The sequence below is a fragment of the Desulfurococcaceae archaeon MEX13E-LK6-19 genome (assembly GCA_029637525.1).
In the GTDB taxonomy this organism is placed as follows: domain Archaea; phylum Thermoproteota; class Thermoprotei_A; order Sulfolobales; family Desulfurococcaceae; genus MEX13ELK6-19.
Window position 1 is genome coordinate 1,606,517 of record CP072660.1, and the last position, 25,062, is coordinate 1,631,578.

23 protein-coding genes are annotated in these 25,062 nt (G+C 41.3%); 10 read left to right on the top strand and 13 right to left on the bottom strand.

Going from position 1 to position 25,062, the window contains the following annotated elements; translation table 11 throughout:
• Positions 1-74 precede the first annotated feature (74 nt).
• The 3 genes from J4526_08345 to J4526_08355 all read right to left on the bottom strand — a co-directional run bounded on the left by J4526_08345 (position 75) and on the right by J4526_08355 (position 2,144).
• A complete protein-coding gene (locus J4526_08345; GenBank protein ID WFO75068.1) occupies positions 75-782 on the bottom strand; it encodes a hypothetical protein in 708 nt (235 codons plus the stop codon).
• Between the two features lie 130 nt (positions 783-912).
• Positions 913-1,362, bottom strand: coding sequence for a sigma-70 region 4 domain-containing protein (locus J4526_08350; protein WFO75069.1), 450 nt, complete (start codon positions 1,360-1,362; stop codon positions 913-915).
• Positions 1,353-2,144: a hypothetical protein gene (locus J4526_08355; GenBank protein ID WFO75070.1), complete on the bottom strand. Its 792-nt coding sequence runs from the start codon at positions 2,142-2,144 to the stop codon at positions 1,353-1,355. The genes J4526_08350 and J4526_08355 overlap by 10 nt, the downstream gene beginning before the upstream one ends.
• Before the next feature lie 120 nt (positions 2,145-2,264).
• Between J4526_08355 and J4526_08360 the strand changes: the two genes are divergently transcribed.
• The 3 genes from J4526_08360 (at position 2,265) to J4526_08370 (ending at position 6,801) form a co-directional block, all read left to right on the top strand.
• Positions 2,265-2,993, top strand: a complete 729-nt coding sequence (locus J4526_08360; protein ID WFO75071.1) for an ABC transporter ATP-binding protein — start codon at positions 2,265-2,267, stop codon at positions 2,991-2,993.
• The gene (locus J4526_08365; protein ID WFO75072.1) at positions 2,968-4,257 is read left to right on the top strand and encodes an ABC transporter permease; all 1,290 of its coding nucleotides are present in this window, start codon (positions 2,968-2,970) and stop codon (positions 4,255-4,257) included. The genes J4526_08360 and J4526_08365 overlap by 26 nt, the downstream gene beginning before the upstream one ends.
• 126 nt (positions 4,258-4,383) lie before the next feature.
• Complete coding sequence (locus J4526_08370; GenBank protein ID WFO75073.1) at positions 4,384-6,801, top strand: hypothetical protein; 2,418 nt, start codon at positions 4,384-4,386, stop codon at positions 6,799-6,801.
• Positions 6,802-7,063: 262 nt separating this feature from the next.
• Here the strand turns inward: J4526_08370 and J4526_08375 are convergent, their stop codons facing one another.
• Together J4526_08375 and J4526_08380 are read right to left on the bottom strand one after the other, a co-directional pair.
• Positions 7,064-8,083, bottom strand: a complete 1,020-nt coding sequence (locus tag J4526_08375) for an RsmB/NOP family class I SAM-dependent RNA methyltransferase (GenBank protein ID WFO75074.1) — start codon at positions 8,081-8,083, stop codon at positions 7,064-7,066.
• A gap of 81 nt (positions 8,084-8,164) precedes the next feature.
• On the bottom strand, positions 8,165-8,725 hold the full coding sequence (locus tag J4526_08380; GenBank protein ID WFO75075.1) for a YkgJ family cysteine cluster protein: 561 nt from the start codon (positions 8,723-8,725) through the stop codon (positions 8,165-8,167).
• 288 nt (positions 8,726-9,013) lie between these two features.
• On the opposite strand from J4526_08380, the gene J4526_08385 reads away from it, so the two are divergent.
• Positions 9,014-10,966, top strand: coding sequence for a glyceraldehyde-3-phosphate ferredoxin oxidoreductase (locus tag J4526_08385; GenBank protein ID WFO75076.1), 1,953 nt, complete (start codon positions 9,014-9,016; stop codon positions 10,964-10,966).
• 58 nt (positions 10,967-11,024) lie between these two features.
• Here the strand turns inward: J4526_08385 and J4526_08390 are convergent, their stop codons facing one another.
• The 4 genes from J4526_08390 to J4526_08405 form a co-directional block, all read right to left on the bottom strand.
• Entirely contained in the window at positions 11,025-11,450 is a 426-nt protein-coding gene (locus J4526_08390) for a universal stress protein (protein WFO75077.1), read from the bottom strand.
• A 3-nt stretch (positions 11,451-11,453) separates the two neighbouring features.
• A complete protein-coding gene (locus tag J4526_08395; GenBank protein ID WFO75078.1) occupies positions 11,454-12,485 on the bottom strand; it encodes a type II glyceraldehyde-3-phosphate dehydrogenase in 1,032 nt (343 codons plus the stop codon).
• 7 nt (positions 12,486-12,492) lie between these two features.
• Positions 12,493-13,731: a phosphoglycerate kinase gene (locus J4526_08400; GenBank protein ID WFO75079.1), complete on the bottom strand. Its 1,239-nt coding sequence runs from the start codon at positions 13,729-13,731 to the stop codon at positions 12,493-12,495.
• Between the two features lie 157 nt (positions 13,732-13,888).
• Positions 13,889-15,052, bottom strand: a complete 1,164-nt coding sequence (locus J4526_08405; GenBank protein ID WFO75080.1) for a cation:proton antiporter — start codon at positions 15,050-15,052, stop codon at positions 13,889-13,891.
• Positions 15,053-15,320: 268 nt separating this feature from the next.
• On the opposite strand from J4526_08405, the gene J4526_08410 reads away from it, so the two are divergent.
• From J4526_08410 to J4526_08425, 4 genes are all read left to right on the top strand, one after another.
• Positions 15,321-17,210, top strand: coding sequence for a carbon starvation protein A (locus J4526_08410; protein WFO75081.1), 1,890 nt, complete (start codon positions 15,321-15,323; stop codon positions 17,208-17,210).
• 147 nt (positions 17,211-17,357) lie between these two features.
• Complete coding sequence (locus J4526_08415) at positions 17,358-17,627, top strand: hypothetical protein (protein WFO75082.1); 270 nt, start codon at positions 17,358-17,360, stop codon at positions 17,625-17,627.
• A 35-nt stretch (positions 17,628-17,662) separates the two neighbouring features.
• The gene (locus tag J4526_08420) at positions 17,663-18,652 is read left to right on the top strand and encodes an ArsA family ATPase (GenBank protein ID WFO75083.1); all 990 of its coding nucleotides are present in this window, start codon (positions 17,663-17,665) and stop codon (positions 18,650-18,652) included.
• A gap of 33 nt (positions 18,653-18,685) precedes the next feature.
• On the top strand, positions 18,686-19,333 hold the full coding sequence (locus tag J4526_08425; GenBank protein WFO75084.1) for a hypothetical protein: 648 nt from the start codon (positions 18,686-18,688) through the stop codon (positions 19,331-19,333).
• Positions 19,334-19,378: 45 nt separating this feature from the next.
• Here J4526_08425 and J4526_08430 read toward each other — a convergent pair whose 3' ends face one another.
• The 3 genes from J4526_08430 to J4526_08440 form a co-directional block, all read right to left on the bottom strand.
• The gene (locus J4526_08430) at positions 19,379-20,335 is read right to left on the bottom strand and encodes a radical SAM protein (protein WFO75085.1); all 957 of its coding nucleotides are present in this window, start codon (positions 20,333-20,335) and stop codon (positions 19,379-19,381) included.
• Positions 20,328-20,897, bottom strand: a complete 570-nt coding sequence (locus J4526_08435) for a ZPR1 zinc finger domain-containing protein (protein ID WFO75086.1) — start codon at positions 20,895-20,897, stop codon at positions 20,328-20,330. The genes J4526_08430 and J4526_08435 overlap by 8 nt, the downstream gene beginning before the upstream one ends.
• A gap of 139 nt (positions 20,898-21,036) precedes the next feature.
• The gene (locus J4526_08440) at positions 21,037-21,789 is read right to left on the bottom strand and encodes an NAD-dependent deacylase (protein ID WFO75087.1); all 753 of its coding nucleotides are present in this window, start codon (positions 21,787-21,789) and stop codon (positions 21,037-21,039) included.
• A gap of 157 nt (positions 21,790-21,946) precedes the next feature.
• Between J4526_08440 and J4526_08445 the strand changes: the two genes are divergently transcribed.
• The gene (locus J4526_08445; protein WFO75088.1) at positions 21,947-23,614 is read left to right on the top strand and encodes a phenylalanine--tRNA ligase subunit beta; all 1,668 of its coding nucleotides are present in this window, start codon (positions 21,947-21,949) and stop codon (positions 23,612-23,614) included.
• A gap of 77 nt (positions 23,615-23,691) precedes the next feature.
• Here J4526_08445 and J4526_08450 read toward each other — a convergent pair whose 3' ends face one another.
• Positions 23,692-24,222 carry a THUMP domain-containing protein gene (locus J4526_08450; protein WFO75089.1) on the bottom strand — a complete coding sequence of 177 codons (531 nt, stop codon included), beginning with the start codon at positions 24,220-24,222 and terminating at the stop codon, positions 23,692-23,694.
• 177 nt (positions 24,223-24,399) lie between these two features.
• On the opposite strand from J4526_08450, the gene J4526_08455 reads away from it, so the two are divergent.
• Positions 24,400-25,044, top strand: a complete 645-nt coding sequence (locus J4526_08455) for a DUF47 family protein (GenBank protein WFO76387.1) — start codon at positions 24,400-24,402, stop codon at positions 25,042-25,044.
• Positions 25,045-25,062: the final 18 nt, after the last annotated feature.

Here is a 25,062-nt window from a genome sequence, read left to right on the forward strand (position 1 = left end):
AGATTTCCAAGAGTATAGGTTATCTAAAACGCAATATATTACCTTATCATCAACACGCCATTACTAAACAATGTCTAGAACTCTAGTTCACTCCTATGTACACTCATTGCTTTTTTCTCCATAATCTTTTCTTCTTCAATACTATCACTAAGCTTCTTTACTGTAGGCAGTCCTCCTTCAACATTTTCTGCAATCCTTGCTGAAAGCATTAGTATTTCATTTAATACACGTAGTTCTCTAGCAAAGACTTCTTGGTACTCCATCATCTCCTCCATCACACTTACAATCTTTGATAAGTCCGTGAACACGAACTCTTTAAAGAACCTCTTGTCACTTTTGCTTAGCAGTTTCCTCGAAGCTAATGTACGGAGAGTCCTAAGTGTCTTCAGCGGCTCTAGCACCTTGTATTTTATCCTAATATACTGCACCCTAGGGTCTTCCTGCTCGATCGTATTGCCGAAGTACTCATCAAGTGCCTGTCTAGTAGACTCTATGTCTACAAAGCTATACCACTTCTGATTGCTTGAATCATAGGTTTTCTCTATAATACCATATTCTCTCTCAAGTATACGAAGTAGATTAGCAGGATTATAGTTGATGCCCATGGCCCTTAGACGCATTACTAGCTGCTGGTAGCTAAAATCGCCTAATTTCCTGGAAGAAGTATTGTTGTCAAAAGCTAGCTCTAGCGCCGTCTTTAGAACCACTACTCCCTTGTCACCATACTTCTCCAGGAACTCCAGCACCCTCGCTTTCACAATATCGCTAGAATCCATATACAATACTCTACCACCTGCCTACCATACTATAGTCTAACCATACTTATCACAGGTTCCCACGAGAACCCGTGGATCGACTCTATGGATCCAAGTAATATCTATGTATCATTACTTGAGTGAATAAAAGAAACAACTACTCTTCTAGTTTATCCAGAATCCTCTTAACTAATACACTCAGCTGTTCACTAGCAGGCTTAGTCTCCTTGCATTCATCTAGTATTCCTAGTCTACTACATGAGTAAATTATGTCGTCACAAAGTGTTTTCTCCAAAGTACAATCTATATTGTTTCTAAAAACTACACGAGGTCCTTTACCGGGAACATAGATCATGTAGAGCTTTGTACCCGTTTGACGGTTACGTAGAACAGCATACCCCTTATTAACATTGATCTTCACGATATCGGAGTAAAATACATCAGCTAATGCAACAAACAACAACGTAAGCCTAGACCTGGCTTCTCTAAGAGTCTTGTTTACTGCTTGTCTCGATATACCTAGTCTCCTAGCTATCTCTGCTTCCCTCAAACCATTGGCAGCCATTATGAGTACTTCTTCCATTTTCTCGGTGAGCTTCAGCTGCATCCCATCACCTCCCGTGTTATAGTATTGATCAATTCTTTCGCGCATTCTTCACTTAAAGCACCTATCGCATAGTACCTACCTTTACTGTCCTCAATGACTACTATTGGTCTTCTGAGCTTCAATACAACTATTGCCAGGAATGCTATTACTAGTAGCAACTCGGAGATAATAGCAATTACAAGCGGTCTAGTCTCCATTGTTATAAAGGAGCCTGTAGCGCTATGGTATATAGATGCGATAAACATGCTTAGTATAACAATAAGGGATCCTAGGAGACCACCTACTCTTTTAACGAATTGCTTGTACCCACTATATGTTAGCAAGAAATGAGCAAGTAGTCCTGTACAAACAACTATAGGTATTAACAGGAATCCAATGTAGTATATTTTCTCTGGGGCAACTCCTTTAACGATCATGTAGATTATTGGATATGTCATCACTATTGCCAAAGTGGCAACAGGAAGTTTAAAGTACTTGAATAACCTTCCTCTCTCAAGACTGGGGATATCAAGTACGCTGACGACTTCTCTGACAACGATCCTGTAGATTGCTATAGGGTATCCGTACTCGAGAATAACACTATTATTGGTTACCGTTGCTCTCTTGCCTGTAGACATGAGTATCAATATTATCCCAAGGAAAAATGATACCATGTTGTACTCGCTTGGAATACCTATTCTCCCCACTGGTATAATCAACGCTGTTACAAGCAGCGCCATTCCAATCATATGTAGTATACATGGAATCCCATTGTAAGGTAATGGCCAGTATTTCGTGGACATCTTTTGTAAACACCTGTAAACCTAGATAGGTTTACAACAGTATAAAAAGTTTCTAGAAAAAAGACCCATTTTTGTTATTAAGGGTTTTTGCACATACTACCAAGCCTGGGATACGCTGTCTTGACATTGCTTAGAGTAGATAACATTGTTAAGAAGTATAACGGGAAAACAGCAGTTAATGGGATAAGTTTTAGTGTCCATGAGGGCGAAGTATTTGGGCTCATAGGACCTAATGGTGCTGGTAAGACAACTACTCTTAGGATAATATCTAGTCTCGTCAAACCAGATGAAGGCAGTGTCTTCATAAAGGGTATTAACGTCCATAAGGAGCCTGTGAAGGCAAGAGAAATGATTAGCTATTTGCCCGAGGAAGCAGAAGTCTACCCGAGGCTCACGGGTTATGAGCATATTAAGCTCTATACGTGGCTTAAACTGGGTCGTGTCGACGAGGAGACTATTAGGCGTGGAATAGAGTTCTCTGGACTCGGTAACAGACTCTATGATAAAGCCGGGAACTATAGCAAGGGTATGAAGAGGAGATTACTGCTGGCAATAACCCTAATGACCATGCCCAAGCTAGCGATCCTGGATGAGCCTACTAGCGGTCTCGATGTCTATGCTGCTGTTAATGTGAGGAAGATTATACGTAGGTTTGTAGAGGAATCTGGGTCATCCGTTATTCTTTCCAGTCACAATATGCTTGAAGTAGAGTATCTATGCGACCGTATAGCCTTCATAAACAAGGGCAGGATCATAGCCATAGGGACACCCGATGAGATCAAATCCAAGTTCGGGGGTAGTAACCTAGAGGAGGCGTTCATCAATGCAGTTGAAGAGACGGCTAAGTAGACTCAATGGTAGACCACGTGCTCTAGCCTGGAAAGAACTAGTGGATCTTGCTAGAGACAAAAAGACTCTAGCAACAAGCATCATGCTCCCGTTAATCGTGTTCCCATTACTCGGCTTCATAAGCCTAGCCCTCATTAGTACACAGGAAGTAACGATAGCAATAGTGGATCTCGATAACACAAGTTACACAAACCCTGTACTCAACATAACTGTCTCTTCGAGTGAGCTAGTAGACCTACTTAAGAGTCATCTTGAGGCGAAAGGGTACAATGTATTACTTGCTAAGAACCTTAGCGCAGTCAATGACACCAGTATTGATGTAATTGTTGTTATACCGCCTGGGTATTCCAGGAATGCTTCTAGTCTCCTATACAAAGCCAAGGTAGTGATCTATAAGCGCGCCGGCATACAGGCTGCATCACGAGCCGAGTCAGATATCCTCGGCATAGTCTATGGCTACTCCAATATCCTCGCCGAGAGAAAAACCGAGGCACTGATTGACTACAGCAGGCTCAACGCCACTGTTGAGGCAATACTGTACCCCTTGAAACCGAGGACAATACTGATTAGTGTTGGCGGGAAACAAGTTGGCATAGAATATGAGTTAAGGAATCTGCTCGCGAGAATGCTCGTCATAGCTCTCAGCGTCGTCGTGACCCCGGCTACTTCATTCATTATAGACGGTATCATCGGTGAAAGGGAGAGGAAGACAATCGAGATGCTCTTATCAACACCCCTATCGGTCTCATCGATCATATACATAAAACTCATGGCAGCATCAATGCTTGGGCTCCTGACGGCTCTAGCTGACGCCTTAGGGTTCATAGCATACATGAGCTTCATGTCAATGGCTATAACAGGCAACCCCTTGGCGATACCAATAGACTATGGTCTCCTAGGACTCCACGCCATAGTAGCGTTCTTCACAATCCTCGTAACAGTATCAATAGCACTACCATTCATAACAAGAACCCGTGGTATACGCAGTGCCGCAAACATAGCCAGCATAATAGCTATCGCAGGCACAATAATGTTCTTCACAGGATTCATGGTAGACTATACTAGGCTCCCGCAAGACATAATCAACCCACTATACATCATACCATACACCCATAGCATACTAGCAATACAATACTACGTACTAGGATACAAGACGCAAGCAATACTACACACAAGCATACTAGCAATCGCGAGCATAACCATAATAATACTATCAACAAAAACCTTGACAACAGAAAAAGTACTCATAGCACCACAAACATAAATTCATAAAGTAATAGAGATTCCCAGTAATCCCACCTACATATACCCTGTTTCAAAATAGATCGGTAGATAGAAAAAGTATCTCTTACTATCTATTCTTTAGATACTTTAATCTTGGGTAATTATTATGAGGATTAAGAGGAAGTACTCTGTTCCAGTACTTACGATAGTAATCATAGGTTTTATTCTGTTCTCGCTTGTAGAGACAGGTATACTGAAGATTGAAGCGCGTGAATACAGAGTCACCATATATATTAGTGAAAACGTGCTGAAGACTGCTGAAAACAGTGATCTCGCGGGCACTGTTAGTGTATATATGAATACTCCCATAAGGCTCTACACATACGTATTCCATTTAAACAAGACGAACAAAGTCATAACGCTAGATCTAACAGAACCACTGATGAAGTGGCGTGACTTCTACTTGAAGAAAGCGAAAATACTAGAGAAAGTAGGTGAAAGACCATTACCAACATTGTCTATGTTCTTCATACTAGTAGACGATCATGGAAACAACTACATTGGATCATACAGGTACTCGCCAATGGAATACTATTTATCCAAGGGACTAAAATACAGAGAAGCCTTCTACGCTGCAGCAAGAGATCCCTTTGAAGCATTTGCAAATAAAGTAGTTGTAGTGAATAAAGTGTACCTGTTTAAACTTAGGCATCACTCAAAGAATACAACCAGTGAGGCAAGCACTGCAACAAAATTGACTTTACCAGAGTTCTCTAAACCAAACATCACCGTGAGTATCAGAGAAAGTGGAAACAATAAGGCGGTGAATTTACTCCAAGCCAAATACTGTAGCTCGTATACAATAGGCTACTGCAGTTTCACCAATACATCCAGTGATCCTAGGGCACAAATACTTGCGAAAAACCTAAACAATACGCCAAACACATGGTACGTCCACGTCAAAAACGCGCCTGCACCCTACATGATAGACAGGCTATGGACAACATTCGCTTTCAGACTATCCACTACATACTATTTCGAGAAACAAATATTCTCAAAGGATTACGTTACATGGTTTGCTACAATAAACCTACACCCGGGGCTATGGACACTGGACGAGTACATACACCAGCTAGCAATAAACATTTTCTACCATGTAAGCCCACCACAATTCAGATGGAAGAGTGTAATAGAATCTAAAGAAGTACTTATCGACATGCCTTACATAGCGGCGAACGTCACTTACATTTCCAAGAAACCTGTAGCATTTACAATAGATGCTATTGAAGGAAAAGATGCTATCAAAATCAGTGGTGTAGCTTTCAACGGCATCATTCTTGTACAAAATGCTTTCCAGACAACAAAAATAGCAAACAAAACCACATCAATTACACCCCGCGATACAGACTGCTTTAGAGCAATAGCCGTCCCGACACTATACCGTATTGAAGGAGACGGTATATTCGTTAATTACACGATCAGTATAGTTAATATTAATGGTAAAGAGTACTGGAAATTAACCCCCTTCTTCACGTTCATACCACTCATCAATAAACTATATAGTGACCTAAGTAATATCAAGGTTTTAACAAGCTCGTCCATAGATAAAGAGCTTCTATACAATATTACTTGGTCAGGGGAATACAGAACTGTTTTCTATTCTAGAGTAACAGAAGGCTATCCAAGGATTTCAGAAGACGATATACTTCACTTCACCATTTTATCTACAGTATCATCAAATACTAGATTATCAAGCTATATGGGTGTAGGAGAGAGTATATGGTTAAACCTTGCTATCCTACTATTAAACGGTATACTTGCCGGAATAGTTAGTGAAGCAGAGATACCTATATGGCTTTCAGCTGTTGCTCAATTTAGTTACGCTGAATTTACTGCTTATGGTAGCATGGCAGTATTTAGATTATTCGGCGTAAGATCTGTAGATACAGATTTTACTGCTTTGGTTAGGATTGACAAGCTTACTTTGCCTTTGCTTGTTCACGATGACTATTTGCCGTTGATCGTGGTGTATAGAGTTGTAGTTGATGATACAGCCCATATAACTCCATTGTCTTTTGGAGGAAGCGGTATTCATTATGAGGATTTAGAAAATGGTATTATGAAGGCTAAAGCAGTTGCTATAGCACCATATAGTTCTACATCATCTTCATGGCTTAAATACAAGATCTTAGTCAATGTCTCGGGAGAATACCAATTAATAATACCAATACAATATAGCTACGACTATGGATTCACCAGCTCGAACAACCGGTCTCCACAAGGCTCCGTCTACCTCGAAGAAAAGATACTTATTGTTGACGAATATGGTAACACAATCTACTCATGGACAATAACATTGCTCTCAGAAGAACAACCTCCACAACCACCAAACATACCAACACCACTAACTTTCTCAATTAAAGAATACTTATTCACCAAGAATATAACACTTGAAGCCGGAACATACTACCTTATAATAAAAACGATAGCTCATGCCAATGCACAGAATGGGGAAGCATATATTGATGCGTATTCCAATGGATACTACGTACAAGTAAACCCTATGATAAGAGATATCACGTAAAATACTCATATTCATAAGTAAATCTAAAATATAATTTTTACATAAACATCAATACTTAGCTCTTATACACAACAGCTACAGATCACTAATCCAAGGAGATCCAGTATCGGAAATAGCTTCAGTTGGGTTATCAACGTATATATGATTGCTTCGGGCATCTCTATACACATCCCTTAACAACTCCACTCACGAAATAACGTAAGTTCTATGGTGAAGGAAAGAGCTTTCCAGAAACCCTATACAAGACCTTTACCAACACGGTTTATGCCCTTGTTTTTGATAGCATGCACATGAACATTCCCATCATGTTGTGGATATGGGGCCATATGCGTATGCATTTCTCTACCCTATTGTCGAATAATAGTTTATGGAATCTTGTTACCCCAGGGCTCCAGTTGAATAGTTTTCTTGGAGGCTCAACTACGTCTACATCATCTCTCATCTCTAGAATTCTTGTTATAACGTACTCGTTTTCCTCTGGTGCTATACTGCATGTCACATAGAGTAATATGCCATTGTCTTCGAGCAGGTCAAGACCTGCGTTGAGTAGTTCTATTTCGCGGGCAACAATACGTGCTAGGTCTAGTTGTGTTGTCTTCTTCTTACGTGTTTTATCAAACATTATCGCTCCTTCAGCACTACATGGCACATCAAGTAATATCTTATTATACCTTCTCCTCGTCATTCTAGGCATTTTCCTCAGATCACTCCATGTCACAACAATATTCCACAACCCCATCCTGAGCACATGGCCCACGAGGGCACGGAGCCTATATAAAGCGATATCATTGGCTACAACAAGCCCCCTCCCCTTCATGAGTTGGGCAAGATGAGTCGCCTTTCCGCCTGGTGCAGCACAACCATCAAGAACTTTGTCTTCAGGAGAGGGCTCGAGAATCAATGCCACGGCGAGAGGGGCAGCATCCCGGTGGACGTAGTAGTATCCCTTGAGATACTCGTGGGTAGCACCAATACTAGGTCTCGGGGGCTCCTCTACAACACGGTACCCATGGATACTCCATGGAATATACTCTAGTCTAAACCCAAGATCCTCAAGGAGGGAAGCAAGTTTATCGCAATCGATCCTAAGGTCGTTACACCGGATAACAGGTTTTAACGGCTTCTCGAAGGCGTCGAGAAGTCTCTTGGCATCCTCTAGTCCGAGAAGCCTAATGTAGCGTTCAACCATGTAGACACGATACCCATACTTCCTGGCAAGACTAATGGCTTCCTCGGAGACACTCCTAACCCTAATGTCCTTAATGATTTTCTTCCAATCCATACTAGCTTCACTAAAATATTAAGCTAGCTTGGGGACAATATTAAGGCACCTCAATTATAGAGACTTAAGGAAATTCTTCATCTAATCGTTTACTTCTATTGTGATGTATTCATCTACATCTATGACCTGTTTGTCCCCGGTTTCTTCTCCTATAACCTCGTTTAAGCCCATAGAGCTCATTATCTGCGTTATGTACTTTAGTCTAACGAAATTCTTTACCGCAACATCATATTCGTACGGAAACACCTTACTTGGGTCTATGGGCTGTGCTGGCTCCTTCATGTTCTCTTGTACCCACTTGCATGTCGTTGATAACCTGAGGGTATTGTCTTTCAACCCTAGTATCAATGGATACATCTTACAGGAGAAAGGTCTATCCTCATAGATTCTACATGCTCTATTATCTCTATCATAAAATGGACAATAGCCTTCTATAATCCATTTGTACAGGACAACAACTAGTTTATCCTTGCTTGAGAAGGACAGGTATGGTTTAAACGAAAGCTTTGCGCCACCAGCGTGTGTTAAAGCTAGTTTTTCTAGGACACGTTTCTCCCAAGGATAAACAACAGGGCAATCATCGATGTTGCTAAAGAAACAACATTCTCTACATCTAAGGCATTTAAAAACGCTATTACTCATAACTTTTGCACCGATACAAGTTCTATTAGTGGATCATATAATTAAGTGCTACTATCCTTGATTCCTGTTTTAACAATTAGAAATGGGTACTGTATATAACCATAATGACTGTCTTCTTGTAGCCGCTGAATAACAATTATTTTTAAATAGTTGTTTAAATATGCTTCTACACAGCAATAGTTCTTCCCCTAGAGCTATTGCATCGGTTAATTAAGCGGCTGCGTATGATTTAAATATTCTTTTGATGTAAACACATGGTAGATACGTGTATATGGTTGGTGAATAATATTGCCCGCCGTGTATAGGGTTCTATTTATTGATGTAGGTAAGAGAGATTACTGGGTTGAAGAGTACCCTATAGAGGAAGTTGGCGGACCAATAGAGCTTGGCGTTAAGCTTCATCTAGAGAAATATGAGACCTATAAGAAGCCAGTATACAGTCCAGATAACGTTGTAGTCATAGGTAGAGGTGTTTTCGCTGGTACAAAACTCTATGGAGTCCACAGGTTTACAGTAGTATTCAGAAGCCCGTTGACACGTGGGCTCCACGTTGCTTCAATGGGTGGTGCGGCATATCAGTTCAACGTTAATGCTGATGCAATGGTTATTGTAGGTTATAGCGAGACTCCATTAATACTCAAAGTATATGACGAGGGTAACGGCGAGCCTAAAGTAGAGTTCCATGAAGTAGATGAAGGGTTGCTCGAGAATATATGGAGTGGTTTCGGAGACGAGAAAGGTGTCTATGCTCTCCAGAAATGGCTTTCAGAGAGATTCCTTGATTTCTACAAGGAGTATAATGGTAGATCAATCCTAACGGGGCCAGCTGCAAAATATACTAGTCTCGGAGCACTCGTGTCAATAACGCTCAACAAGGGAGTCATGGACCGTGGTAGCGAGGAGTATGCTGCACGAGGCGGGCCTGGTAGCGTACTTTATCGTGCTCACCACGTAGCAGCTATTGTCTACGGCGGTAAATATAATGTTGGAGAGAAGAGGCCGCAAGACCTACTTGATACAAGAAAGATCAATGATATCTTTAGGAAACTAGCTGGCGAAACATACCCGTTTGTCGTGATTAAAGCCGGTACAAAGTATAGGTACGACGAGAAGCTCAAGACAGGAGGTACTTTCGGCGGCAACTACCCGCACCTCAAGACACTAACACCTATGTTCAACTGGAACATGATCTATATGCCCATTGAGCTGAGACAGAAATTCCACGAGATAATAATGAAGTACATGTGGGAGCCTTTCAACAAACAAGCTATTGAGACACGTGAGTGGAAGACCTGTGGAGAACCATGTCCTATCGCTTGTAAGAAAGTAAGAAAAGGCAAGTACAAGACAGACTATGAGCCCTACGAGGGACAAGGCCCGATAATAGGTGTCTTCGACATCAACGAGATCGAGAAAGGCGTGGAAGCAATAGATTCCCTTGGATTCGACGCTATCGAGGTAAGCAACGTTGTTGCCTGGATATTCGATGCATTAGAAAAGGGACTACTTAGACCAGATGAAGTAGGGCTTAGAGACAAGCCATGCTTCAACCCAGAGACATATACGCTTGAGTGCAGCAAGAAGAACATCGAGCTGGCAGTGAAAATACTACACGACCTGGCATGGGGTCGCCAGCCACTACTAAGACTCATAGGAGAAAAAGGACTTAGGAGTGCCGCTAAGATCCTCGATATACTCTACGAGGATAGAGTCAAGACCGTTGGCTTGAAGTTCGAGGACCTAGCAGTCTATGCTCTATTCGGCGAGGAAGGACACATTACACCAAACTTCTACTGGACACCAGGTATGGTTGCACCACTAGCTGTTCTAGGCAGGTACTGGACTCTATACAAGAGCGTATTCGTTGAACCAGAAGAGTATGCAGCAAAAGCAGTTGACAGGGCAATCAAGGAGCTATTCATCGACAACATGGGTCTCTGTAGATTCCACCGTGGATGGGCCGAGAAATACCTCCCAGAACTAGCCAAGACATACTATGGAGTAGACCCCGTGGCTAAAGCAAAAGAGGTCTACAAGAAGATAATCGAGTACCAGGACAAGGCAGCTGCTAACCCTGTATTCTGGGATAGCAAGAAGATAATTGACTACATGGCACTTGGAGCCAAGGAATTCGGCAACGAAGAGTGGGCAAAGAAGTTTGAAGAAGACAAAGTAAAGGCTGCCCGTGAGTGGTGGGACAGGTTCTACAAAAAGATGTATGAAATTCTTGGTCTGAAGTGAAATCTTTTCTAATAATCTTTTTCCTCCAAATACATTAACTTCATATATAAATTGTTATCTACCTTACTATGACAACGGTTACCGGGGAATGTATCGATACAGCTAAAGCAGTACTTCCAAGATTTATCTCTGCAGACAAAGATCTACCACGTGCACCCATAACAACCATGTCATAGTTTCCAGTGTTCAGTTCATCAATAATGGCTTTAGCAACACTTGATTCAGCAGGGTCTATTTCAATAGTCTTGTACTCAACCATCAACCCATATTTCTCTAGTCGCTTCTTCGCTACCTCTATGGGGTCTTTCTCTTCTCTAAGCCCCTTGACTACTACATGGTACACTACTAGCTTTGATCCATAGCGTCTCGCTATATCCGCTGCGAAATCAAGTGCCCGGTAACTATTCTCACTACCATCGATCGGTACAAGTATTCTCCTAAACAAGAAGCTTATCTCATACGTTGGTTCAGGTTTATAGCTCATAGTCTAAAACCACCTCCTACCAATACCTAATGTATCATCCGTTAATTTAATAGATTCCCATGGATCACTAGCTAGCCCCGTTAAGGCTCTGATCGCATCAATGTTTTCTGGAACCACTATGGCCTCCTGGTGCACTGCTTGTATCAACAATAACTCCCTGCCATTAACATGTATGGAATCCCTCCATACAACAAGCTCTGGCACGTCATACCGTTTTCTACCAAGATCTCTAGCATACTCTATAATCTCGGCTGTACTCTTGATACCAGTCTTCATGCTATCAACGAGGACAATCCTAGGCGTTTCATCGAGCACTTCTATAATCTTACCTATGCTTGCCTCATTCTTTAACACAATATTTACTATATGTACATGCATCAACGTTGTAGGCACTATAACTGCTGAAGTAATGATGTCAAGCCAAGGCAGTATTGTTTTTACGTCAAGACCATGGTGACTAGGCAGTTTGACTGGATCAGGGACAATAGCATTGACGGGCCCTCTCTTGATCTCCTTCGGGTCAGATGCTCTCCTAATGATCACTGCCCTAACTTTCTCTACTCCAAACACATTATTTAAACTACATATTATTCTTAGTAAACCAGTTGTATTACAGCTGACAACCCGAACTGACTCCTTACCAACAGCTTCATCATAGTTACATAATGCATTAAAGCTTACGTCGGCAACACTGGGTTTTTCACCGCCCTGGAAAACCATTTTCACACCATACTTCCTGTAGAGAGACTTGTATTTCTCACCATAGCCTCCTGGAGTAGCGTCTACAATAACGTCGATTTGCTCGAGCAAGTCCTCTATAGTCCCAGCTACTTCAAGTCCCTGGTTCTTAAACAACTCTATTTTCTCACTAATAGTATACACCTTGAAACCGTTTGCAAGAGCAGCATAGTACCCGTAATCCGGGGTAACTTTTACCACACCAACAAGCTCCATGTCAGGTTGTTTCGCTACTGCTTCGGCGACACGCTTACCTATAGTACCATAACCGTTTACTCCAACTCTTATTCGCGACAAAAATTCTTCACCATACATGCATTTTAGCCGACATCGCGAGAGCTTCTATTGCCGGCAGTTTTTCTCCAGCAAGGAATAAGAGTAATGCATTACCACCTGTTGATACATGACACTTACTCTCATCTATCTCCTGGTCGCCCACCAGTGATGCTAAGTGTCCGCCACCCAGTATTACAAATGCCTGGCTATTGAGTGCTGCTTTAACTAGTTCCTGTGTACCATTACGGAATCTCTCGTCCTCAATAACGCCCGCGGGACCCCTCATCACAATTACTTTTGCTTCCCTCATCAAGTCTCTATACATGTTTATTGTATTAGGACCTATATCCATGATCTTACCCTTTATCCTACCCAAGTACTCTTCTCTAACCTCCTTTCCATCAAACGTGATGTAATCGACAGGAGTTTCTATCGGCGCTCCAAGATACAATAGTCTCCTCGCTCTCGGCAACAATGACAGAATACCTTTTTCCTCTAGGACACGAAGGTTTTCCCTACCTATATCAAGCCCCTTGGCTACAAGGAATAACTGTGCCACGAAGCCAGCAGTCAAAATCCTGTCAGCAGCCTTGTTCCTAACAAGATGCTCTATAACCCTTAGTATATCGTGTACCTTGCCTCCGCCCAACACGAAGATTCTGGGTGAGACGAGTGATCCGAAAGCTTTCTGTAAAGCAAGTATTTCTTTCTCAAACACTGGACCGGCTGCAGATGGTAGTATCATTGGGAATCCTACTATGCTTGGCTGGCTTCTATGTGCTGCAGCAAAAGCGTCATTAACATAAGCATCAACTAGAGGGGCTAGCCTCCTGACAATATAGGAGTTCATATGCTTCTCTGGAACAGCCTCAATAAGTTCCTCGCTAACAAACCTAAGGTTGTCGAGAAGAAGTACTTGCCCTGGCTCAAGTTTTCTTATAGCTTCTCTAGCCGCAGGACCTATAACATCATCTATGAACTTTACCTCAAGCCCACTGTACTTACTTAACAACTCAGCATGTTTCTCCAATGAGACGAAATCTTGTTCACCAGGTCTACCCTGGTGTGATGCAGCAACAACAGCTGCATTGTATTTTTCCGCGAGAACTCTTACTGTTTTAGCGTGTACACGTATTCTCCTGTCGTCTATTATATCACCTGTATCAGGATCTATTGGGCTGTTGATGTCTATTCTCAGAAACACTTTCTTTTCCTTCAAGTCAATGTCGTTTATGGTTGGTATCTTAGGTATTTCTATGAACGCCATATCTCTCCACCTGTATATTAAATATTTCTTAGAGTATAAAACGTTTGTTACCTGAATTAGTTGTTTTAACCGTTGATGCGTATTTGTTAGATTTTCGTCTAAACTAATTTATGTAGCTGATTAAAGATCTATTATAGAAGACTATATGAGTATTTTCTTAATGCTCGGCAACTAGTTTCTTTAATAGAAACGGTGTCGTAATACTTGTTACATATATTAAGAGGAGAGCACTGAAGTATAGATCCATGGTTAATACCCCAAGGCTTAAGCCTGTGACTGCTATCACAAGATCTACTCCAGCTCTAGGCATCATTCCTACACCTATTGCTAGAGACGATCTTTTATCGAATCCCTGGAGCCAAGCAGCTACACCACATCCAACAACCTTCCCTACAACACCAGCTACTACTATCAAGAAGGCTGTAGTCAATGCTTTCGACAACTCTATGTTCCCGAGAATACTCCATGGGTCAAGCAGTATACCAGCGTAAACGAAGAAGAACGGGCTTATGAAATCCACGAGCAATGGATAGTACTGTCTAGCCCTACTAGTCATAGGGAGCGCAATACTTAGTGACAGCCCCGCGAAGTATGCTCCTATAATAGGAGATAAGCCGTAGAAAGCAGTTATTGTCGCTACAATAAGCCCTACTATTATAGGGTACGTGAACTGGGCATCATGAAGACTGCTTTTCATAAAGAACCCGATTATCTTCTTAGAGAACTTCGATATCACGAAAGCTATTACCAGTAGTAAGATTATACCCGTTACTACCTTGTAAGTAGGGTTACCCTCCTCTTCTGCAAGCATACTATAGACTATACTGAATAACACCATAGCATATACGTCGTCGGCTACAGCTGCACCAAGAATAGTTTCCCCAACAGGCGTCCTGATCGCGTTGATCTCCATTAACGTCGCAACCGTGACGCTTACACTCGTCGGTGCAAGTATAACTGCTATGAACAACGATGTCTCGATACTATAGCCGAGATACAGAGACACCAGAAGAGCTAGAGAAAAAGTCGCGACAACACCTCCAACAGCAACGATACCAGCGCTTTTACCGTACTTTTTTAGATCCTCGATACTAGACTCTAGTCCCGCAAGGAATATGAGCAGTACTATTCCGAGCCAGGCAATAGATTCTATGTTATCTGTAATTCTTATTATGCCTAGAATCGTTGGGCCGAGAAGAATCCCAGCCAGAAGATCGCCGAGAAGAGGTGGCTGTTTAATTTTTGCAAACAATTCTTCAAGAACTTTAGCACAGATAATCACCAATGTTATGTCGAGCAGTATAAGAGCTTCACTGGACATGTCAACCACGTCTTTAAGATATTGTCTACTCTAGAGAATAATCATAATCACCGTAATTAAAGCATATACATAATTGTTCGATAAATTAATTCTTTAAAATAATTTATTAAAGTTAATCAAAATACTTCCACTAAAGTAGTTTAACACAATATATTACTAATAATGCATAAAATGTATAAGTATCTATTATAGCGTTTTACAGAAAAGTTTACATTTAAGTGCGTGTTAAATTGTAAATACAAGTACCTGGTTCTGGGAGGCTGGAACAATGGATCCTGTTCACGGCGGGTTATTAATTATAATAGCACTAGTACTCTACGCAATATTCTACTTTACACACGGACGTTATCTACAAAACAAGGTCGTCAAAGCCGACCCAAACAAACCAACACCAGCACAGAGACTTTATGACGGAGTAGACTATGTCCCTGCCAATAAATACGTACTATACGGACACCACTTCGCATCCATCGCTGGAGCAGGACCCATAGTAGGACCTGCTATCGCACTAGGTTGGGGCTGGCTTCCAGCAATCCTATGGGTTTGGTTTGGCAACGTCTTTGTCGGCGTAGTCCACGACTACCTGGCTCTAATGGCTAGCGTGAGGTATGACGGTAAGTCCATTGGCTGGGTTGCCGGCGAGCTAATGGGAAGAAAGACGATGTACATATTCAACTCATACATATGGTTCTCACTACTACTAGTCGTAGCCGCTTTTGGCTTCGTCATATCAACACTGTTCTCTGGAATACCTGGCGCAGGACTATCGGCGTTGCTACTATTATTCTTCGCAGTGATAACAGGGTACCTAATGTATAAGACATCTCTAGGAGTAAAAGGAGGCACACCTATTGCATGGATTTTCATCATAATAGCAGTATTCATAGGAATCATGGCACAAGAAGGCAACTGGTTCGATAACATATGGTTCCTACAGTACTTCAAGGACTTCAACACCTGGATATATATACTATTGATCTACATCATAGTAGCAGCATCAATACCAGTATGGGTGCTACTACAGCCCAGAGACTACATGAACGCCTATATCCTATGGGCTAGCCTAGCAATAGGCGGCGGTGCAATGATCTGGTTATTCCTACAGGGTGGTGCAGGGAATCTAGTATTCCCAGGCTACACAACATTCACAGCAAATATTGTCGGAGGAATGCCATCACCATTCTGGCCAGCAGTACCATTAATCATAGCATGTGGTGCTTTATCAGGATTCCATAGCCTAGTAGGATCAGGTACATCAAGTAAACAGCTAGCCAACGAGCTCCACGGATTAACAGTAGCTTACGCTGGCATGGAGACAGAAGGCTTCCTATCAACAATGGTTATAGCCACTATTGCCGCCTTCGGAGTACTAGCTTTCGCAGACACCATCTATGCTGCCGTAAGCGGAGGCAATACAGCTGTTACAAACATAGTCAACTCCATAGCCTCAGACCTAGGTATGAAGCCTGTCACTGCAGACAACATAACAAAAGATTATGCACAAACACTCATGAGTAAATTCGCGGACACACCATCCGCTTTCGGCAAGTATTATGCTAAACTTGCCGGAAAACTCAAGTGGACAATAATACCGAAGAGCTATGCCTATGCTACAAACAAGGCATTCGGACTAAGCCTTACAGCAATGACCATATTCGGCACACTATGGATCACAGGATTCGCTCTAACGAGCCTCGACACCGCCACTAGACTAGGCAGGTATGCTTGGCAAGAGTTAATGTCCCCATTAAAGAAGTCTGCTCCAGGACTATACAAAGTCATTGCAAACAAATGGGTTGCATCAGCAATACTAGCACTAATAGGAATGTGGCTAGCTGCATCCAAGCAATTCCTATTACTATGGCCAGCATTCGCCGGCATGAACCAGCTACTCAGCAGCCTTGCACTAATGACTGTAGCCGTCTGGGTAGCAAAAGTACAGAAAGCAAGCAGTCTCGGTAAAGCACTTGTAGTAGCACCAGCAATATTCATGTGGATAACAGTAACAATAGCCCTCCTATGGTTCGAGTACGTCGTAGTATATCCAAAGATGCTAGCCGGCGAGTTAGCAGGAATAATTGTAGGCGTAATAACAGCTATCGGCATAATACTCAACCTACTAATATTCGCTCTATGGATAAGAAGAATGAGAAAATAAAGAGGAGGGGGCTTCAACGAATATAAACACCATCCTTTTTTCCTTCAGTACAAACCATATTTCCTTAAAGAATACCCGGGAAAACCTTTCTTTACTACATAGTTTCATAAATTACTGTTTTAAACAGAAGTTAAGTGGGGGCGTGTTTTGAGTAAGAAAAAACGTGGCATAATAGATATAATAACAGGGATATTCAAGGGCAAAGCAGTTGAATACATAGAAGTAGAACTTAGGGAATTGGAGAACATATTCGCCTTAATTACAATAGGCTCATTCATAGGCCTCCCGAGCCCACCTACATTCATATCCCTAAGAATACTCCCCTATATGGGCCGGGAACTACTTGTAATGACAAGAATAAGTGAAAGACTTGATGATATGTTAGGCGAGATGGCTGGATTATTTGATATAGAATAAAATTAGATTAGATAATGTACTCTGGTGATCTATGCTTGAAACATGATTTCAAAATAAGGTTGTTCATGGGAAAAGGTGGTGTGGGAAAAACAACAATAGCCTCAGCCTACGCCCTGAAGAATGCTAGTGAAAACAAGAAGACTCTCATCGTGAGCCTTGACCCAGCTCATAATCTTGGCGACGTTCTTGGTGTTGAGCTTGGCGACAAACCAACTAAGATCACACGTAATCTTGTAGCAATAGAGGTCAACTACGATAAAATGGTTGAAAAACACTTGAAAACTCTTACCGAGAAAATCAAGGACATCTATGGCTACCTACGTATATTCAATCTAGAAAAGTACATTGATGTACTAAGCCACTCGCCTGGAATAGAAGAACAAGCTGCTCTCGAGAAAATAATCGAGATAATAAAAGAATATGGTATGGAGAAGAAATTCGATGTAATTGTCTTCGATACCCCACCTACAGGTCTAACTCTCAGGATAATGGCGTTGCCAACAATATCAATTATTTGGATCGATAAACTAATCGAGTTAAGACTTGCTATCCTGGAAAAGAGGAAAATAATAGCGAAAACAATTGGTGAACAACAGGAAATAACTATAGCTGGCAAGAAAATGAAAATACCTGTTGAAGTATCTGAAGACCCTATATACCAAGAACTAGTAGGCCTTAAGAAAGAATATGAGTTCATAAACAATATACTCACAGACCCAAGTACAACAAATATAGTGATGATCGTAAACCCTGAAACACTAACAATACTTGAAGCCAAGAGAGCCTATGATTTCCTGAAAAGAATAAAAATCAATACAAAATACATAGCTATAAATAAGGTACTGGCAATCAAAGAATTACCCGATGAACTCAAACCCAGGCTCGAACAAGAAGAGAAAGCCATTAAAGAAGCTGAGAAAATATTTAAGGATACTACTATAGTCAAGATACCATATCAGCCTAAAGAACCACGCGGATTAAAAGACTTAGAAAAACTGCTCATCTACATCAAGAACATAGACTAAGTAATGAGCTAAGTACCACCATGGTGTAGAGTAATGGACTACCTAGTGATCTATTTCCTACTAGTACTCACATTTATTCTAGCCGCTGTTTCTGTCCTCCAATTCTATAAGGGTAGAAGAATAAACCTAAAGATCCTCGAGCATAGCATAAGAGCAATGGAGAAAATATTCGACCCCAAAGACAAGAATTACACCATCATAGGAATCTACGTCGGCTACACAGCTTTCTATAAAATATACCGGAAAACACTATCCACAATACATGCAACAGTCCTGTTGCTGCCTAGACAAAGTCTACTCTACATGCCTATAGCAAGACTAACATCGAGACACGACAAAGTCTATCTAATATTTAACTATAATAGAGAAATGATTGTTGAAGCCCACGTAGTTAAGAAAGGATACTATAGACTAGGAGTAAAGAGGGCTATAAAGAATATTGAGAAAATGAAGGTTGAAAAAACAAAGATTAATGGGAAAGATTACTACTTAATCTATACTCAAAAGAGTATGGCTCAAAAACTCGTGGACTACATATCCTCGCTCAAAAACCCACACATGATAAACCATGTTGCAGTTGTCCCTAAATTAAAGAGACTATATGTAGCTGCAAGACTTGATAAAGAGAACCTAAATGATTTCCTTAGAAAAACTTATGAATTAGCAATGAGCCTAGCCTAGCTAAATATTGTTTAAGACACTATAAAAACCATAGACTCAAGGCCTCTATCTCTTCTTTACCAGGAACTTGTGTTCACCATACTCAACTAGTTCAACTAAACCCTGCTTCAAAACCATGTCGAGTATTTTCTTAGGGTCAATTCTTTTCTGTCGAGCCAGTTCTTCGAAATAGTCAAGTCTAAGCGGATGAACAGATATAATGTTCATTATTTCATTAATGAAGTCTCTTGAAGATACAACAAAACCTGTTCCCTCATAAGATGTAGTCAAGTATACTTTGTCTCTACCAAGTTTTTCAACAAAAACATCATAAGCAGTAATTACTTCGTTGTCTGCTGGCGGTTTAACCCATTTTAAAGCAGGGGGTCTCGTTGGGATCATTATGTATGCTCTGCTTACCTTGATTTTCTTTAGGAACTCAGCAATACCCAAGTACTCTTTTACATGAGTATTAACGTCTGCAACAAGCATTGTCTCAGTAATGATCGTACCCTTGTATTCGTCAGAGAAAATCACTATGCCTTCAAGAATTCTTTTTAGAGATAATTCTTTATGTGGTCTATTTATCTTTTTGAAAGTTTGCTCGTAAACAGTATCGATTTTCAGTGATACCAAATCAAAAATCATGAGATCCCTTCGTACATCATCTCTATACAATAGCGATGAATTCGTCAGTATTGCTAATGGAATATTTATTGATTCCTTAATAAGCTCGGCCTCCTTACCAAGATTTATATCAAGTGTTGGTTCTCCATCTGGAACAAACGTTATATAATCGGGTTTTTTCTCAAGTTTATCTACAACATTTATTACTTCTGAGGAGATCTCATAGGGATCATAGAATTCTCTTCGATCTATGATTAAATTAATTGTTTCACCAGCTTGGCAGTATATGCACGAATAACTACAGTGCTTAAATGGAATGTTATTGACTCCCAGTGATAGCCCTAGTCTTCTCGACGGAACAGGTCCGAAGGTGTATTTTCTCCTCGTCTCACTCATCACCCGCTGCTTCTTCTTGTGTGTAGGCCTCTATAACAGCTTTGTCTGATAATATTGCTGAAACACCTTCGGGATCTTCTATTATGAGTGTAAACTTCTTTCTCGCGTCCATGGCTTCTCTTATAGCTTTCTTGACTTCTTCACATTTCTCCTTAGATGCCTCACCTGTGGAACACAGGAATTCTACTTTCTCGAGAACATCCATTAGTATTCCTTCAACAGTCGTTATATAGCCTGTGGACGCTGGGCCAGGCGTGATTTCTATTCCTAGCTCGGGTATTCTTATTGATGCTGTAGAAGCCCTTATCACGAGAGCGTTTTCATCACCTGGCTGCTCAACCCTATAGATTATTCTTCTGGGACCACGTGGCTCTGCTAAACGTACATCATTGAATCTGTATCCACACTCTCTGCATCTCCCACTGGCTATCAGGACTTTCCCCACCATAGGCATGTTATACAGGTATTCTTCTACTTTCATCTGGGTCCTGCACATAGGACACTCTATTTCGTACTCAAGTATTTTCTCTAGTTCATTAACCGATGTATTACTACCTGACATTCCTGCTCCTCCTTATACAGAATATAGCTGGGCTTTTTGCCTGTAAATATATCTTACCATAGTCTTTGAATACTATACACCATTAGCTCTTAATAATAATGGTGTTCCTGCAAACCCATACCATATAATGGATGTAATGCTATTTTCTGTAAAGAGCCTTAACTGCCTCGAGTATACTCCAAAGTACTTCACCTGCTTTTCCTCTCAACACATAATCGGCAATCCTAGTTATAGGGGTATCATCTATATTGACCTCTACTACAATACCATTGTTCTCCTTAACTAGATATGGTATGTAAGCTGCTGGATAGACAACACCACTAGTACCGATGACTAGTACGGTATCAGCTCTTGATGCATGCTCGACAGCTTTCCTCCACTCATCCTCTGGCAAAGGCTCTCCAAACCAGACAACATCTGGGCGCAATAGCCCACCGCACATAGGACACTTAGGCGGGATCTCCTCTGGTGGCTTATCAACAACACTCTTATAATCACATTCGATACACTTAACCCTCCTTATACTACCATGAAGCTCTACGATACACCTGGAACCAGCCTCCCTATGGAGGCCATCAACGTTTTGTGTGATAACACATTTGAGTAAACCCATTTTCTCAAGCTCAGCGAGAGCGATATGGGCTCTGTTAGGCTTCGCCTTGAACACTATCTCCATTCTCCACTTATACCACTCCCATACCAGAACAGGGTTTCTTGCGAAAGCCTCGGGTGTAGCGAGATCCTCTGGCCTATACTTCTTCCACAATCCATCACGGCCACGGAAAGTAGGTATACCGCTTTCAGCAGAGATCCCTGCACCAGTAAAGGCTATACAGTATTTTGACCTAATAATGATCTCTGCCACCTTATTTATGATGTTGTTTTGCGACAATGCTTATACCACCTAGAATCAAAAAGCCTACTTTAAAGACGTGAATAAACTAGCTGATTATTGTCTTCAATGACTAATTAATATAAGTTCATGCAAAATATATTTTAGGTTTACCCATACTTCCATTTCTTTAGACCGAATCTGGGTGCATTAGGGTATGCCTGTAATCGAGGTTGCTAGATGGGATCTTGATAGACTTGTTGGTCGAAAGCTTAGTGACGACGAGATAATTGATCTACTACCACGTGTTAAATGTGAAATAGAAGAACTTGACTCTGAGAAAGTATCTTATGAAGCCCCTCATGACCGCCCGGACTTGTTTAGTGCTGAAGGACTCGGCAGGGCTTTGAGGTTACTGCTTGGTATTGGCCTTGGTGATTTTGTTTTCGAAGACAATGGCGTTAAGTGTTTTAACAAAGGTGTCCCAAAGAGACCCTATATTGCTTTCGCTATCGTGGAGGATCTCGAGCTTGATGACGAGGCTATAAGGCAGTTGTTTAACCTACAGGAAAAGCTCCATATAACTTATGCTAGGAATCGTAGGAAAGCTAGTATTGGACTATATGACCTCGATAAGATCAAGCTCCCAGTCTACTATGAACTCGTGGATCCCGATGAGACGAAGTTTGTTCCTCTTGATGATACTCGTCTGTTGAGTTTAAGAGAGATCCTAAAGGAGACGGAGAAAGGCAGGATCTATGGACACTTGATTGCTGACTGGGAGAAATACCCTATTCTACGTGATAGCGAGGGCAATATTCTCTCACTACCACCCATAATAAACGCTGAGGAAAACAAGGTCACCCCAGATACAAGGAGAGTGCTAATCGACTCAACAGGTCTTGACCCAAGGATAGTTGTTGACATGGTCACCATAATGGCTACAAGTGTAGCCGAGAGAAGCAAGACTAGAAGAATAATATTCGTCGACACCATAATGCCTACAGGTGAAGCCATCAGAGCTCCGCGCAGCAAAGGTGTTACTGTTGAGCTAAAGTATAGCGATGCTTCGTCTATTATAGGTATTGAACTAGAGGCGCCAAGAATTATTAATGCACTCAAGAAAATGGGGTACAAGATCGTCGAATCTAGTGGGGAGAAAGTAGTTGCTGAAGCACCACCATACCGTATAGATGTTATGGAGTGGATTGATCTTGTCGAAGACGTGGCTATGGCTATAGGATACGATGTAATAGGCTCTGCTGCAACAAAACTGCCGCCAGCAACACATCCAGGTCGTAGACATCCTCTAGAGTACTTGTCGTCACTAATGAGGACACTATTTATTGGAATGGGGTTCTCGGAAGTAGCCAACTACATGATGAGCAATCCATGGATCCAGAACCAGGTTTTCGAAGACGACAAGCCACTGATAACGGTATCGAACCCGAAAATGGAGAAATACACTTGTCTACGTAGATGGCTTACACCCGGGCTACTGGAAGTCATAGTGTTCAATAGTGGGAGAAAGAAGGAGCTCAGACTCTTCGAGATAGGAGATGTAGCAATAGTGGATCCAACAGCTGATACCGGGGCGAGAATAGAGCGTAGAGTAGGATTCGCTATAACGCATGAGAAGACTACACTAACCGATGGACTAGCTGTCATAAGGACTCTATTTGAAACACTAAAAATAGACTATAAACTTGTGAAAAAGAAGATTAAGGGACTACTTGAACCTAGAACGGCATCAATTATAGTTGAGGGAAAGGAAGTAGGGTTTGTAGGTGAAGTAGATCCACGTGTACTAGTAAAACTAGGGATAGAAACACCTGTTGTAGTAGGAGAAATAATTTTAAACAAACTACTTGACTTAGTTAAATAAAAGAGATCTTCGTCAACTTTACTTTTCCTTTACTCATAGATTAAGAAAACTTAGCACCAGTTGTAATTATATAAATATCATGGTTTGCCCGAGGCTAGCGATAGTATTTTATCTGGAGTAGTCACTGTTATTGCTGCTACTCTACGTGATCTATATAGCCTAAGACTTCTTATGTACACAACGTAGTCTGGATGTGTAAGACTTACTGTTCTATCTATTTTCTCTGCTATAACCTTGATCGCGTCGAGACTGTGGGCAGGCATCTTTGTCTCCTTCCAATACAGCCTGCCTCTAAGCGAGATCCTATACGTCTTGTCTTTGGGTATCTTTTCTTCAGCAAGCTTTGAGGCTTCTTCAGCCACCGTCTCAACATAAGCCTCCGTGACTCTATCAACAGGTATAACTCTATAGACCATGTTTAGTTTATCCTTATTCTTAGAGAGTTCTTCGACAACACTATAAGGGTCCTTTACTTTAAACAAAAGTACTGCTGGACCAGTATCAACGAGTACGAGATCGGGTATTATTTCCCGTAAGATGCTAACGACGTACCGGTAGTTATCGGGTCCAGGCTCATGTGTTACTATAAGGTTGAAGGTACTACTCAACCTTCTTGATCACCTTGGGTAATAGAATTCGCTAAGAACTATATATAGGTACCTTGTTTTAAACACAAATCCACAGCCTAGAAGAATAAATATCTCTTTTTAGCTATGTCTACACGGCAGGTAAATCTGCTACACTAAAACCCTTGGGGAAGAATATTGAATCAATACGCTGATTTTATTAATAAGATAAAGCCTCTCTTATTCTCCTATCTGGAGAAAATCCAAGATACCGTCTCTAGCTTCGAAGACGCTGTATCAATGCTTAACGGAATGCGTACAGGTGAGGCACGCGTAAAACTAGCTGACTCGATGAGAAGCGAGAAAGATGCCGACAAGATTCGTAGGAAGATAATAGATCATTTGGAGAAAGAACAAGTAGAACCAGAATTTAAAGAAGATTTCTTCCACCTCATAAAGAGAGTAGATTTAATCGCTGACTGGGTTAAAGAGGCAGCACGTGAATTAACGATAATGCCTTACCTAGAGATCCCTGCTCCCATAAGGGAGAAACTAGAGGAACTCATATCGAAAGTAGAAGAATTATCCAAGAGAGTTGTCAAAGCAATAACAATGTTTATCGAAGGCAAATACAATGAGGCGAGGAAACTAATTGACGAGATAGAAGTCCTCGAGGAAGAAGCCGACGAAATAAACGTTACAATAAGAGGAATGCTCCTAGACTATGCTGACCAGATAAAACCATATTCACTAGCAATACTGATACAAGAATTCAACACAGACCTAGAAGAAGCAGCAGATGCCTGCGAGGACGCTGGCGACTACATTAGAGCACTAATAGTACAATATTCAACAAAATCGTGAGCCACATATTCAATAGTA